This is a genomic window from Amycolatopsis sp. NPDC051071 (genome assembly GCF_040682875.1).
Lineage (GTDB): Bacteria > Actinomycetota > Actinomycetes > Mycobacteriales > Pseudonocardiaceae > Amycolatopsis.
The window spans coordinates 43,835-58,255 of the sequence record NZ_JBFBBY010000039.1; the positions used below are offsets into that span (position 1 = coordinate 43,835).

The window sequence follows — 14,421 nt, forward strand, 5'->3', positions numbered from 1 at the left end:
TGGTGTCGCGATGAGGCGAGAGTGATCGCGGATTCGGGGTTGTAGCGTCGATCGACGTGACCTGGGTAGGCGGCCGGAGGGAGCGATCCATACCGATGACGAGCCAGGTGGTCGGTGATCGTGCGGTGGCACTCCGGGTCGTACGTGTCCTGTGGGTCCTTGGCGGGCGTATCGCGTTGCGGGCATTCTGGACCGTGCGTTCGCTCCTGCGAAAAGACGATTTTGCCCGGCATGGCTGGTCGGCGGGCACCGTGGTCGCGTTGGGGCCGGCGTTCGTGAAGGCGGCTCAGTTGCTGAGCACGCGCTCGGACGTGTTGCCGCCGCGGCTGTGCCGGGCGCTTTCCCGGTTGTACGACCAAGTCCGGCCCATGCCCGCGTCTCAGGCGCGGGAGTTGGTGCGATCGCGGTTCGGCGCGGTCGGCACCAGGCTGGTCGGCGCGGGCAGTATCGCGTGCGTATATCGGGTCAGGCTGCCGGACGGTCGCGACGTCGCGGTCAAGGTGCGCAGGCCGGGTATCGACCGGTCGTTGACGGCCGACCTCGCGGTATTCGAACGCGGAGCCCGGCTGGTGGCAAGGCTGCCGGGGTTGCGGGGTGTCCCGGTGGTGGAGATCGTGAGCCAGCTGACCGAGACGATTCGCACTCAGCTGGACTTCGAACGCGAGGCTGAGTCGCTCGACGGATTCCGGGCCGCGATGGCCGAGGTCGGCGGCGTCACCGTGCCCGCCGTGGACCGGGAACTGTCCACTGGGGACCTCGTGGTGATGGACTTCGTCGACGGTCTCACCCGTCTGAGACCTCAGGAAATGGGGGAGGCGGAGCGGCGGCGTGCGGTGGTGACCGCGTTGCGTGCGGTGTACCGGATGTTGTTCCTCGATGGTGTGGTGCATTGCGATCTGCATCCGGGCAACCTCTACTTCCGCGGTGACGGCACGATCGTGATCCTGGACGCGGGGTTCACAGTGCGGTTGTCGGATCCGGCGCGGGAGAAGTTCGCCGCGTTCTTCTACTGCATGAGCCAGGGGGACGGCGAAGCCTGCGCGGACATCGTCCTGTCCACGGCAGGGGCCGCTCCGAGCGCCGATCAGCACGCGTTCCGCGCCGAACTCGCCGCATTGGTGACCGAGCGCGCCGGGCGCAGTGCCGCCGAGTTCGACCTGGTTTCCTTCGCCACCCGCCTTTTCGCTATCCAGCGGCGGCACGGGTTCTACGCCGACCCGCAGTTCGTGTTCCCGATCCTTTCGCTGGTGGTGCTGGAGGGCACGGTGCGTGAGTTCTATCCGGAGGTCGACTTCCAGCGGGAAGCCGGGCCGTCGCTGGTGACCGCGTTGATGGAAAGTGTGCTGGCCGCGCGTGGGGAGGCGAAGTGAGCGTCGTGGCGTGGTTGTCACGGCAGGACATGGCCCAGGCCGACTTCGGGCGCCGCCGGTTCCGGTTGCGTCCCGGTCCGGCCCGGGGTGTCCTCGAATCGGCGGGGCGGGCGTTCCTGACCGGGCTGAACGCTTCGCTCGAGACATCAGGGGAGGCACTGTCCGTGCGGGTGGCCACGGTGGGGCCCGAACTGCGCGGTTTCGCGTTCGAGGGCGCGGGGATGGGGTGCGCGTTACTTGACCTGCTCGCTCCCGTCCGGCGGGGCCGGGTCGCCGCGCTGCTTCGCGGACCGGCGGTGGACTATCCGCATCTGGTGCATGTCGGAGCCGGTTGGGCGTACGCGCGGTTGCGGCTGCGACCGTACCGGGGGCCGTCGTCGGCGGATCCGCTGCTGCGCTGGCTGTCCTGGGACGGTTTCGGCTTCCACCAAGGGTTCTTCCACACCGACCAGGTCATCGGGCGGCACCGCGTCGAGCGTGGGCTGCCCAGCGGCGTCCGGCAGGTCCGGGACCAGGGGCTGGGTCGCGCGTTGTGGTTTTGCGAATGCGCCGACCCCGACGGTGTCGCGTTGCGGATCGCCGAGTTCCCGCAGGGGCGGCAGGCTGATCTGTGGAGCGGGATCGGGCTCGCCGCGACTTATGCGGGCGGCACCGACGCCGGTGAACTCGCCCGGCTCGCCGACCTGTCCGGCCGTTTCCGCGCGCATCTCGCACAGGGCAGCGCGTTCGCCTGCGCGGCACGGCGGGTCAGCGGGATCGTGCCCGCACACACCGGGAAAGCGGCCGAAGTGCTCGCGGGGTCCGACACCGACGTCGTCGCCGATTGGACCGACCGGTCGCTGGCCGTACTGGGGCCGCGGCCGGACACACTCGCGCACTACCAGCGCTGGCGAGCGGAAATCCGGCACTTGTGGGAAAGGAACAGCGGATGAGGCGTCTGGCCCGCCGTCATTTCACCCGGGTCGTCGCCCTGCTGGGCTGCGCCGCGGTCTTCGCGTTCACCGTGGTACCACCACCGTCCACGGCCGAGGAAACGTCACTGGCACAGCAGTTCGCGTTCACCGCACATCCGGTCAGCCCGGCCGGTGTCCCCGGTGAGCGGCGGGTGCGGACGGTCGCCCCGGCCTATGACCAGATCCGGTCCTGGATTTCGTCCGTGGGCGCGGCCACGGCACTGTTCGCCGCCGACGGCGGCACGGTGTCCCACGACGTCTGCCTGGTGGATCCGCGCACCGACACGGTGACCGTGGAGCCCGCGCCGACCACCGGCACGCGGTACGAGCCGTTCACCCTGACTCCGGCAGGCCTGGAGATGCCGTCCTTCGCGGCGCCGATGGGGTGCCTGCCGGTGGACGTGGACGAAGACGGCTGGCAGGACGTGGTCGTCTACTACTGGGGCCGGTCCCCGGTGATCTTCCAGCGCACCCCCGGCGTCGCGGCGTCGGCGGCGGGATTCCACGCCCGTGAACTGGCCAGTCCGTGGCAGGTGTGGAACACCAACGCCGCCACGATCGGCGACTTCGACGGCGACGGACAGGTCGACCTCGTGTTCGGCAACTACTTCCCCGACGGATCCCGGGTGCTCGATCCTGCCGCGCGGCAGCCGGAACTGGTGATGAACGACTCGCTCTCGCACGCGACGAACGCGGGCACCCTGCGGATGTACCGTGCCACCGGTGCCGGAGGATTCGCCGAGGTCCCTGACGCGTTCCCGCCGGAGGTCCGGACGGGATGGGCGCTCGCGCTCGCCGCACAGGATCTGGGCGGCCGGGGGCTGCCGGACCTCTACGTCGCCAATGACTTCGGCCCCGATCACCTGCTGGTCAACGAATCCGGCCAGGGACACGTGGCGTTCCGAATGGCCACCGGGACGCGGCACGCGGCGACGCCGAAATCAAAGGCGCTCGGCAACGACTCCTTCAAGGGCATGGGTGCCACCTTCGCCGACCTCGACGCGAACGGTGTCCCGGACATCCTGGTCAGCAACATCGGCGAGCCCTATGCCTTGCAGGAAAGCAACTTCGCCTTCGTCGCCACGACGGATCGCGCCGCGGCCGCGGTTCGGCTACGGCAGGGTGAGGCACCCTACGAAGACCGCAGTGAGGAACTCGGGCTTTCGCGTTCCGGCTGGTCGTGGGACGTCAAGGCCGCCGACTTCGACAACACCGGGTCGCTGGAGGTCATGCACGCGACCGGATTCGTCAAGGGACGGGTGGATCGCTGGGCGCAACTGCAGGAGACCGCGATGTCGAACGATCTCGTGCTGCGCCATCCGGCACTGTGGCCCAGGTTCACCGAAGGCACCGACCTGTCCGGGCACGACCGCAACACGTTCTTCACCCGCAACCGGGACGGCCGGTTCGTCGACGTCGCCGACCGGATCGGTGTCGGCACCGACACGGTCAGCCGGGCGTTCGCCGTCGGCGACGTGGACGGTGACGGTCGCCTGGACTTCGTCGTCGCCAACCAATGGGAACCGTCCACTTTGTACCGGAACACCGCTTCGGCCGGTGCGTTCCTGGGGCTGCGGTTGCGCCGTCCCGCCGGGGACACGGCCTGCCGCGCCGGCGTTTCCGGGCCGACGACGCCCGCGATCGGCGCGGAGGCCGAGGTACCCGCACCAGGTGGCGGGACCCGGCTGCAGGAGTTGTACCCGGCCAACGGGCACAACGGTGTCAACGCCCCCGACCTGCACTTCGGGCTCGGTGACCGGCCACCGGCACGCGTGCCGGTGCGGCTGGCCTGGCGGGACGCCTGCGGCGGGCACCACGCGGGAACGACGACGCTTCCGCCCGGCTGGCATTCGCTGCGTCTCGGATCCGACGGCACGATCGAGGAGGAACGGTGAGTAAATCGCCCGCTGAACGGCGTTCCGCGGCACTGCGCCGATTCGGGATGTCGATCACCGCACTGACCGTGCTCGGGCACACCGTCCTCGGCTTCGAGCAGGCATACCTCACCCCGGTCGTCGCCGTGCTCGCCGCGCTCGCGACCGAGATCGCGCTGGAGTCGGTGGAGGCGGCCGTGGACCGGCGCCGCCCACGCTACCGGGGGAAGCCCGGTGCCGTCGTGGACTTCCTGCTGCCCGCCTACATCACCGGCGTGGCCTGCGCGATGCTGTTGTACGCCAACGATCGGTTCATGCCCACCGTCTTCGCCGTGGGGGTCGGGGTGGCCACCAAGTACGTCGTCCGCGTCAGGGTCGCCGGGAAAGCGAAGCACGTGCTCAACCCGAGCAACACCGGGATCGTGGTCGTCCTGCTGCTCTTCCCCTGGGTCGGCATCGCACCGCCGTACCAGTTCACCGAATGGGTCACCGGCTGGTGGGGTGCGGTCGTGCCCGCGCTGCTGCTGCTCGCCGGGACGATGCTCAACGCCAAGCTGACCGGCAAGGTCCCCCTGATCCTCGGCTGGCTGGGTGGTTTCGGCGCGCAAGCGTTGCTGCGAGCACTGGTCACCGACGTCTCCTTGATCAGCGCGCTCCTGCCGGTCACGGGGACGGCGTTCATCCTGTTCACCAACTACATGATCACCGACCCCGGTACCACCCCCGCGAGCCGCCGCAACCAGGTCGTCTTCGGAGTGGCCACCGCGGCGGTCTACGGGGTGCTCGTGCAGTTCCACGTCGTGTTCGGGCTGTTCTTCGCGCTGGTGATCACCTGCGTGCTGCGCGGGGTCGTACTGGTCGTCGCCGCCCGTCACGGTCCGCAGTGGAGCGTCCTGGTGCCGTCACCGCGGATCGCGCCCGCCACGCCGGTGCAGGCACGGGAACCGGCGTGACCCGCCGGGAGCGCGGCGAGCCGATCGCGATCGTGGGGATGGCGTGCCGGTACCCCGATTCCGACGATCCCGCCCGGCTGTGGGAGACCGTGGTACACGGGCGGCGCGCGTTCCGGCGGCTGCCGTCCGAACGGCTCGCCCTCGCCGACTACTGGAGCCCCGACGCGTCCGCCCCGGACCGGACCTACAGCACCCAGGCCGCGGTACTGGAGGGCTGGCAATTCGATCGCGACGAATTCCGGGTCCCCGGCGCGGTGTTCCGTGCCACGGACCCCGCGCACTGGCTGGCACTGGAGACCGCCGCCCGCGTGCTGACCGACGCGGACCGCCCCGGCGGCGCGGGACTGGACAAGCACAGGGTGACCGTCGTCGTCGGCAACAGCCTCACCGGCGACGTCACCAGAGCGCATGCCTTGCGGCTGCGCTGGCCCTATGTCCGTGACGTCCTGCGCGCCACCCTGCCCGGCGTGGACGACACCGTGCTGGACCGGGTCGAAGCCCGGTATCTCGCCGCGTTTCCCGAAGTCGGGGACGAGACACTGGCCGGAAGCCTTGCCAACACCATCGCGGGCCGGATCTGCAACCATTTCGGCTTCCACGGCGGTGGGTACACAGTGGACGGTGCCTGCGCGTCGTCGATGCTCGCCGTGATCACCTCCTGCCGCGCGCTGACCACCGGCGCCGCCGACTTCGCGCTGGCGGGCGGGGTCGATCTGTCCCTCGACCCGTTCGAACTGGTCGGCTTCGCGAAGACCGGTGCGCTCGCCGCCGAGGACATGCGGATCTACGACGAGCGCTCCGCCGGGTTCTGGCCCGGCGAAGGCTGCGGCATGCTCGCGCTCGTCCGTGCCGAAGACGCGCACGCGGCGGGGATGCCGGTGTACGCGGAGATCCGCGGTTGGGGCGTCTCCTCGGACGGGCACGGCGGTATCACCCGCCCCGAGGTGGAAGGTCAGCTGCTCGCCTTGCGGCGGGCGAGTGAGATGGCCGGGATCGACCACGCCGACGTCGGACTCTACGAAGGCCACGGGACCGGGACAGCGGTCGGCGATGTCGTCGAAATGACCGCGCTCGACCGCGTCCGCTCCGGCGCCCCTGCCGTCGCGGCGCTCGGTTCGGTCAAGGCGAACATCGGGCATACGAAGGCGGCCGCCGGTGTCGCGGGTGTCCTCAAGGCGGCGCTGAGCCTGTCCTCGGGACTGCTGCCGCCGACGACGGGTTGCATGAACCCCCACCCGGCACTCGGTGGGACCTTGCGTGTGTTGCCGTCAGCGGAACCGTGGGCGGACACTCGGCGGCTGGCCGGGGTGAGCGCGATGGGATTCGGCGGCATCAACACCCACGTCGTGCTGGGCGCGGCGACCCCACCGCACCGCCGCTCCGTCGCTCGCCCCGTGGCGACCCGGCCGAGCCCGGAGACCGAGGTCATCGCCGTCAGCGGGCACGACCTCGCCGAGGTCGCCGGTGAACTCGGCAAGATCGCCGGCGCGGCCGCGCGGCTGTCGTACTCGGAAGTCCACGACCTGGCCTGCCGATACGGCCGTCTCCCGGCGGTGGGCCCGGTCCGGGCCGCACTGGTGGTGCGCACCCCCGACGAACTCGCCACGCTCGCCGCCCGTGCCGCCGCGGAACTCCCCGCGCTGCTGCCCCGGAATTTGTCGACCTCGCCGGGGTTGTGGCTGGGCAACGAGGTGCCGGGCCGGGTCACGCTTCTGTTCCCCGGACAGGGTGCCGACCGCACGGGTCCGGTCGACACCGCGCAGGCGCAACCCGCGCTCTACCGTGCCTGCCGGTCCGCGCTGGCCCGGCTCGACGACCTGGGCGTGGACGCCGCGGCCGCCATCGGCCACAGCGTCGGCGAGATCGCCGCGCTCGTCTGGGCTGGCCGTCTGTCCGATGTGGACGCTCAGCGGCTCGTGGCCGAACGGGGCCGGATCATGGCCGAGTACGGTGCCACCGGCACCGGGATGCTCGCGGTGGCCGCCGACGCCGCCAAGGCGCAGGCGCTGTGTGCCGGTACCGGTCTGGTGATCGCGGCGGACAACGGTTCCTGGGCGCGGGTTCTGGCGGGTGCGGTGTCCGAACTCCGTGTGGTGGCCGAGATGGCGGACGCGCAAGGCGTCACGGCGACGTGGCTCCCGGTCTCCCACGGGTTTCACAGCCCGGCGATGGCCGCTTGCACCGAACCGTGGCGCACGACGTTGGGGCATGCGAAACTGACGCGTACCACACTGTCCTCTGTGGACAGGAATGTCGTGTCCACTGTGTATGGGCGATCGCTCACGGCGTCGGACGATCTGACCGAACTGCTGGTCACCCAGCTGTGCGCGCCGGTGCTGTTCCGGGACGCGGTCGCGGCGGTGACAGGCGAGACCGATTTGTTCTGCGTGACCGGTCCGGGCCGTGCCCTGGCCGGTCTGGTGGCCCAGGACACCCGGATACCGGCGGTCAGCATGGATTCCGGCGCGTCCGGCGACGGTGTGACCGCCGAAACCGCGGCCGCGCTGTTCGCGGCGGGCGCCGTCGCGGAGCTCACCCCGCTGTTCGCCGGAAGAGCCGCTCGGCCCATCGACCTCGACCGGGAGCGGGTGTTCCTGGCCAATCCCTGTGCGGTGACGGCTCCCGTCGTCCCCGCGCCGAGACCCGCCTTGGACGCCGTGCCGGTCCGCGACGCGGCCACCACGATCACGGAGCTGCTGGCCGAGGCCACCGAACTCGACGCCGCGCTCATCCAGCCGGGTGCCCGGCTGCTCAGCGACCTCAACCTGAGTTCGCTGCGCGCCACCCAGTTCGTGGTCGAGGCCGCCTCGGCGCTCGGCAGGACGCCGCCTTCGGTGTCCATGGCCATCACCGACACGTCGGTCGGCGACTTGATCACCGAGATCGAACGGCTGCCGGAGACCACCGGCCCCGGTGTCGACACGGCTGTCCCCGGCGTCCGGCCCTGGCTGGGCTGCTTCACCGAGACACTGGTGACGGCGAGTCCAGGACGCTGGCGGCCCACCGACATCGTGTGTCTCCCCGATCCCGAGGACGTCGAAGCGCTGCTCGACGCCGGACGGAAGGCCATCGAACGCAAGGCTCTGGTCGTGGCCAGCCACGGCAGAGACCTCGCGGGATTCTTCCGCTCACTGCATCACGAGCACCCGGACGTGGGCATCACCTTGGTCCAGGCACCGGAAGGCGAGACGGACCTCTCCGGGCTGCACGCCGAACCGGGCCGGTTTCGCGAACTCGTTCTCGGCGAGGACGGCGGCCTGACCGAACCCGTCGAGCGATGGTTTCAGGTGCCCGAACAGGCGAGCGGCCTTCCGCTCGGCGCAGGGGACGTGCTGCTGGTCAGCGGGGGAGGCAAAGGCATCGGTCACGCCTGCGCCCGCGCGCTCGCGATGGCCACCGGCCTCAGTCTGGCCGTCGTCGGCCGCGGCCACCCGGAATCGGATCCACTGCTGCGGGCCAATCTGGACGCGCTGCGTGCCGAGGGCATCCGGGTCGCCTACCAGCCCGTCGACGTCGCCGATCCCGAAGGCGTCGTGACGGCCGTGGAGAAGCTCACCGCCGAAACCGGCCCGGTGACCGCGCTGATGCACGCGAGTGGTGTCAACACTCCCGCCCGGTTCACCGAACTGCGTGCCGAGGACTTTCACCGTCATCTGCGGCCCAAGCTCACCGGGCTCCGCGTGCTGCTCGAAGCCTTGCCCACGGAATCGTTGCGGCTGCTGGTCACCTTCGGCTCGGTGATCGGCACGCACGGAATGGCGGGGGAGAGTCATTACGCGCTGGCCAACGGCCTCCTGCGCGCCGAAGCGCGGCGCTGGGCGCGGCGGCTGCCGGACTGCCGGGTGCTCAACCTCGACTGGACCGCCTGGTCGGGTACCGGGATGGCCGAGCGCATGGGGGCCGCGCGGGCCCTCGCTCGCGCCGGAGCCACGCCGATCCCGGTCACGGACGGGACGTCCCTGCTCCTGCGGCTGCTCGCCGCGCCCGGCACTCCGGTGAACGTGGCGGTACACGGCAGGCTCGGCCAGGACACCCCTTCGACGGACAGCGGCCGGTTCCTGCGACGGATCCGCGTCCGCCATCCGGACGTCGAGATCGTCGCCGACGCGACATTGTCCTTGCGAACCGACCCGTGGCTGGACGGCCACCGCGTCGACGGGCTCGCCCTGCTCCCCGCCGTCGTCGGCCTGGAAGCCATGGCGCAGGCCGCGTCCGCGGTCGCCGGCCGGGCACTGACCGTCGCCGAGCACGTCCGCTTCGACCGGCCGATCGTCGTTCCCGACACCGGTGAGCACGTCGTCCGCGTCTGCGCGCTTCGCGAAGGCGACACGATCACCGCGGTCCTGCGCGGTGCTGAGGCAGGCTTCGACGTCGACCACTTTTACGCCGAATTCCCGTTGCACCCGGCCTCCGCCGGGCCCATGCCGGACCCTGTGCCGGATCACGGTCGAATCGAGCCCGCCGAGCTGTACGACCGGCTGTTGTTCCACGGCGGGCACTTTCGCCGTGTCGTCGATGTCGCCGTGCCGGACCCGTGGTCCTGCCGTGCCACGATCGCCGCCGGCGAGCCCTGGTTCCCTTCAGTGCTCGGGGATTCGGCCGCGCATGATGCCACCATCCATGTCCTGCAAGCCTGTGTCCCGGCGCGACGGCTGCTGCCCATCGGCTGTGACCGCGTGGAGATGTCCCCGCGTCCCCGGGGCGCCTGGCGGCTGCGCGGAGCGGAGCGTCATGCCGAGAACGGCCGTTACACCTGGGACGTCACCGCCGAGGACGCCGAAGGTCAGCTCGCCGTCCGATGGACCGGCCTGCGGCTGGCGGATTCCGGGCCGCTCCCCGCCGATCGGCCGTGGCCGGTGTCGCTGGTGCCGGTCCTGATCACGAGAACCGCGGCCGCACTCGGGCTCGACCGGTCGCTGCGTGTGTCGATCGGCGAGCCGTTCACCGTGGACACCACGGGCACTTGTCCGACCGCCGGTGCCTGGGAACCCGTCGGGACGCGATCAGCGACACCGGACGCCGAGCTGCTCCGGGTCATCGAGGGCCCCTGCGCCGATCCCCGGGAAACCCTCACCGCCCGGGTTTCGGCCATCTCAAGATGCCTGGCACAGCGGAAGATCACGCCCTCGACGGTGCGGTTTTCCGGTGTCTACGACGGCGGCTGGCTCGTCCTGCACGCCGGTGACGCGCGGATCGCGTCCGTCGTGCTGCCCGTCGCCGGGTTCTCCCGCCCGATCGCGATCGCCGTCCTGACCGCCGGGGGTACGTCGTGACGCGTTCGTATCGCCACCGTCATCCGGTGACATTGGAAGAGACCAACCTCGTCGGCAACGTTTATTTCGCGCATTACGTGCGCTGGCAAGGCCATTGCCGCGAACGCTTTCTCGCCGAACACGCTCCGGACGTGCTCGCCGCGCTGTCCGACGGGTTCGCGATGGTCACCACCGCCTGCGGTTGCGAGTACTTCGGGGAACTGACCGCCAACGACGTCGTAGAGCTGCGCATGACACTGACCGAACTCGACGGCAACCGCGTCGCGATGGCCTTCGACTACTTCCGGACCGAGATCGCGGTGCCCCAGCTGGTCGCCCGCGGACACCAGGCCGTCGCCTGCATGACCCGTGGTCCCCGCGGACTGGAAGCAGTGCCCGTACCCGGGGGCCTCCGGGCAGCCCTCACCCCGTACTTGAATATCCAGTAGTACCCTGAGGCGGTGACGACCACCGCGCGACGGGAACGGCAGTACCGGCAGTACTGCGGGCTGGCTGCCGCGCTCGACACCGTCGGCGAACGCTGGACCCTGCTCCTCGTGCGGGAGCTGCTGCTCGGACCTCGCCGCTACACCGAGCTGCTCGCCGATCTGCCCGGGATGGGCACCAACCTGCTCGCCGACCGGCTGAAGAAACTGTGCGCGGCAGGCATTGTCGAGCGAGAGGACACCGCGTCCGGCCACGCCTACCGGTTGGGGCCGCTGGGGGAACGGCTGCGCGAACCGGTGCTGGCTCTGTCCAAATGGGGCACCGCCCTGCTCGGCGAGCCCAGCGCCGACATGATCACCCGGCCGCATTGGGCGCTACTGGCCGTCCAGGCCATGGCCGACCCGAGCCGTCTGCCGGAAGTCAGCGAGACCTACGAGTTCCACGTCGATGACGAGACGTTTCACCTGGCCATCGACCGCGGCACGCTGACCACCGCGCGCGGCCCGGCCCCGGAGCCGGCGATGAGCATCCGCACCGACGCCACCACCTTCGTCCGTATCGGAGCAGGGGTGCTGGGGCCGTTCGAGGCGCTCGCCACCGGCAAGCTCACCTTGACCGGTGAACCGGACGCCGTCCTGCGCTGCTCGAGAGTGCTGGGGCTCGTCGAACGGCCCGGTTCGGCCCCGCGGGACTGAACCGGGCCGGTTCACGGATCAGAGCCCGCCGACCTTCACCGGGAACTTCTGGATGGTCGCGATCGTCGTGTCCGGGTCGTCCGGAAGCACGAGGTCCACCGGATTCTGCAACCGGTAGAGGTCCCCCCTCGGCGGGAACTGGGTCAGTTGCCCGACCAGTTTCGCGGGGTCCTTCGTGGTGAGCACCAGTGGCTCGTAGGCCTTGCTGGAGCGGATCCCCGCCCGGCGCAGCAGATCCTCGGGCTGGTCGATCGTCATGGTGAAGCTCAGGACCATGATCTGCTCGTACCGCGGCGGGAACCGGTTGGTCATCCGCAGCAGGCTTTTCGCGTCGACGTCCACGTCGTTCTGCTCGATCGTGATCGTCCCGCCTTGTTCCCTCCCGTCCCCACCCGGGAGCTCGGCGGAGACCCGGTGCCCGATGACCCGCAGCCGGACTGAATTCATCGGGTCGTCCGGGTTGACGTCGACCCTGACCTTGATCCCGCCCCGGAAATCCACGCTGACCAAGGACGTCCTGATCTGGAGCGGCGTGTTGATCGCCAGGCAGCTGCACGGGATCTCCGCGCCGATCGGCGGCAAGCCGCTCTGCTCTGGTGAAGCCTGCGCCGCCTCCCCGCCCAGCAGTCCGCCGGCGGCGACCCCGCCGACCCCCAAGGCCGCCGCGGCCGCGGCGCCCTTCAGGAAGTCCCGGCGAGCTTGACCGGACAGGGGTTCCTCGTCGTCTTTCGGAGCAGGCATCGTCAACCTCCGCAGTCGTGTCGAGAGTTAGCCCACTTGAATTTAAGATAGTGCCAGGAAGCGCGGTAGAGGCTCCGGGAAGATCAACACGGTCGTGTCGGGTTCGGCGAGGAACTCTCACCGAGGAGGCAGATCCCGTGACCCGACAGGGAGGCGGCCACGCGATCGGGTCGCGATACCCGCCGGACCGTCACAGGCCGAGTGTCTGAGACTCAGAGACGCCTTGACCCGACCAGGTCATCCGCTTGCCGAGGGCCCAGTGTCCCCGAGCGCTACGCGGCGGAGTTCTGCTCTCTTCGAGTGGTCGCGTTTTTCGGTACTGTGGTTGGTGATCGCCTTGGCGGCGGACCGCCACTGGGGGAGAGCCTTCGGGCTTCGAGGGGAGATTTTCTTATCATGCAAAGAAAATTGATGCGGTCGCTGCGGAAGATTCGACTTGTGGCCGCGTTCACCGTGGCAGGACTGGTCGCCACGACGGGCACGGCGCTCGCCGACAACAGCGCGGACACCGGCGTCGACCGCAAGGTCGTGCAGGAGACGCTGGACCAGGTCACCGGGAGCGGGGGAGCGCTCGGCGTGCAGGCCAGGGTCACCGACGGCCGCCAGCGGTTCACCGCGCGCTCCGGCAAGGCGGAACTGGGTTCGAACCGCCCGGTGCCGGCGAACGGCCGGTTCCGGATCGGCAGCATCACGAAGACGTTCGTGTCGACGGTGCTGTTGCAGCTCGCGGGCGAAGGCAAGGTCGAGCTGGACAAGCCTGTCGTGGGCTACCTGCCCGGTCTGATCGACGGCCGCATCACGATACGCCAGGTTTTGCAGCACACCAGCGGCCTCTACAACTACACCAACGCGTTGCCGCTCGGCCCGGACGAGTTCGAGCAGATCCGCTACAAGCACTGGACGCCCCAGGAACTGCTCAAGTTGTCCACCGACAAGCCGCTCGACTTCGACCCCGGCACCCGGTGGAACTACTCCAACACCAACTACGTGGTCGCGGGCCTGCTGGTGCAGAAGCTGACCGGCGGGCCGTACGCGAAGGCGGTCGAGCAGCGGATCCTGAAGCCGTTGCGCCTCGGCGACACCGAGATTCCCGGCGACAACGTCGAAATCAGGGGCCCACACGCGCACGGCTACGTGACCGTGGCAGGCAAGCCGAACGACATCACCCGCATCAACCCGTCGGTCGCCTGGGCCGCCGGCGAGGTGATCTCCACGACCCGTGATCTGGACACGTTCGGCGTGGCGCTGGCGAGCGGCAAGCTGCTCAGGCCCGCGCAACAGCGGGAGATCAGCAAGACCACCGCGGTCAGCCCAGACTACGGCCTGGGCCTGGAGGTGCAGACCCTGCCGTGCGGCACCAAGGTGTGGGGCCACAGCGGCGGTATCCCCGGCTACTCCTCGCAGCTGCTGACCACGCCGGACACCAAGAAACGGCTGGAGCTCTCCGTCACGAGCACGCCGGCCGGGGGAGACCCCAGCGAGGCGTTCTTCAAGCTGCTCAACGAGGTCTTCTGCTGACGTCTCGGGACGCTCGGGACGATGAATGGGGCTCGGGTCGATCAGCGTCGTGCTGTTCGACCCGTCGTCGCCGCCCTGACTCCTGCGCACACCGTTCGGCCACAGCTCACGTTCCGCACTTGGACACCGTGGTTGACCAGTGGCTTCATTCGATGGTCACCCGCATTCGCACCCAGGCAGAGACTTGGCTGCGCGGGTCCGGTCCGGCCGACGGAGCCAGGCCGCGCCGCGCCTTAACCATCCACAAAGGACACTTGTTGGCCGCACAATGCCCGATTTACGCTCACATGTGCGGTTCGCGATGGGGGTCGTGAGTGAGTGATAAGGGTCGTTAGGGCCAAGAGTGTCTTGGGTACCTACTGGATTTAGCTGCGGGGCTGATCGCGGGCCCGGTCCGAGAGAGTCTCTGGCCTACCCTGAAGGCAGTAAGGAGGCCTTCGCTACCTTCAGGTCGCCGCTGTGGTCGCAGGTGCGTCAGCAGGCACAGCAGGCCTGCGGCCCGCGCGTGAAGGACTCCTTCCCTCGGCTCAGCCGAGGGAAGGGGGCCTTCACGCGCGGGCCAAGTACGTGAAGGCCCCCTTCCTGTACCTAGGCGCAAGGAAGGGGGCCTTCCTGTAC

At 69.7% G+C, this 14,421-nt stretch carries 9 protein-coding genes; 8 read left to right on the forward strand and 1 reads right to left on the reverse strand.

The features are described from left to right. Positions 1-95 precede the first annotated feature (95 nt). The 7 genes from AB0M65_RS15685 to AB0M65_RS15715 are packed head-to-tail and all read left to right on the forward strand — an operon-like array spanning position 96 to position 11,544. The gene (locus tag AB0M65_RS15685) at positions 96-1,370 is read left to right on the forward strand and encodes an AarF/UbiB family protein (RefSeq protein WP_364027459.1); all 1,275 of its coding nucleotides are present in this window, start codon (positions 96-98) and stop codon (positions 1,368-1,370) included. Then, the gene (locus AB0M65_RS15690) at positions 1,367-2,302 is read left to right on the forward strand and encodes a DUF1702 family protein (protein ID WP_364027462.1); all 936 of its coding nucleotides are present in this window, start codon (positions 1,367-1,369) and stop codon (positions 2,300-2,302) included. Before AB0M65_RS15685 ends, AB0M65_RS15690 begins: the two co-directional genes overlap by 4 nt. Further along, on the forward strand, positions 2,299-4,218 hold the full coding sequence (locus AB0M65_RS15695) for a CRTAC1 family protein (RefSeq protein ID WP_364027465.1): 1,920 nt from the start codon (positions 2,299-2,301) through the stop codon (positions 4,216-4,218). The genes AB0M65_RS15690 and AB0M65_RS15695 overlap by 4 nt, the downstream gene beginning before the upstream one ends. Then, a complete protein-coding gene (locus AB0M65_RS15700) occupies positions 4,215-5,150 on the forward strand; it encodes an enediyne biosynthesis protein UnbU (protein WP_364027468.1) in 936 nt (311 codons plus the stop codon). Before AB0M65_RS15695 ends, AB0M65_RS15700 begins: the two co-directional genes overlap by 4 nt. Next, positions 5,147-10,423 carry an SDR family NAD(P)-dependent oxidoreductase gene (locus tag AB0M65_RS15705; RefSeq protein ID WP_364027471.1) on the forward strand — a complete coding sequence of 1,759 codons (5,277 nt, stop codon included), beginning with the start codon at positions 5,147-5,149 and terminating at the stop codon, positions 10,421-10,423. The genes AB0M65_RS15700 and AB0M65_RS15705 overlap by 4 nt, the downstream gene beginning before the upstream one ends. Before the next feature lie 26 nt (positions 10,424-10,449). Next, a complete protein-coding gene (locus AB0M65_RS15710; protein ID WP_364027474.1) occupies positions 10,450-10,851 on the forward strand; it encodes an acyl-CoA thioesterase in 402 nt (133 codons plus the stop codon). Between the two features lie 12 nt (positions 10,852-10,863). Then, positions 10,864-11,544: a winged helix-turn-helix transcriptional regulator gene (locus tag AB0M65_RS15715; protein WP_364027477.1), complete on the forward strand. Its 681-nt coding sequence runs from the start codon at positions 10,864-10,866 to the stop codon at positions 11,542-11,544. An 18-nt stretch (positions 11,545-11,562) separates the two neighbouring features. Here the strand turns inward: AB0M65_RS15715 and AB0M65_RS15720 are convergent, their stop codons facing one another. Next, positions 11,563-12,285, reverse strand: a complete 723-nt coding sequence (locus AB0M65_RS15720) for a hypothetical protein (protein WP_364027480.1) — start codon at positions 12,283-12,285, stop codon at positions 11,563-11,565. Positions 12,286-12,681: 396 nt separating this feature from the next. On the opposite strand from AB0M65_RS15720, the gene AB0M65_RS15725 reads away from it, so the two are divergent. After that, positions 12,682-13,803 (forward strand): serine hydrolase domain-containing protein, encoded by a 1,122-nt coding sequence (locus AB0M65_RS15725; protein ID WP_364027483.1) that lies wholly within the window; start codon positions 12,682-12,684, stop codon positions 13,801-13,803. Positions 13,804-14,421: the final 618 nt, after the last annotated feature.

Bases quoted from the DNA above. Each gene is read 5' to 3' on its own strand.
- AB0M65_RS15720 (WP_364027480.1), bottom strand. From the start codon at position 12,285: ATGCCTGCTCCGAAAGACGACGAGGAACCCCTGTCCGGTCAAGCTCGC.
- AB0M65_RS15695 (WP_364027465.1), top strand. From the start codon at position 2,299: ATGAGGCGTCTGGCCCGCCGTCATTTCACCCGGGTCGTCGCCCTGCTG.
- AB0M65_RS15725 (WP_364027483.1), top strand. From the start codon at position 12,682: ATGCAAAGAAAATTGATGCGGTCGCTGCGGAAGATTCGACTTGTGGCC.
- AB0M65_RS15685 (WP_364027459.1), top strand. From the start codon at position 96: ATGACGAGCCAGGTGGTCGGTGATCGTGCGGTGGCACTCCGGGTCGTA.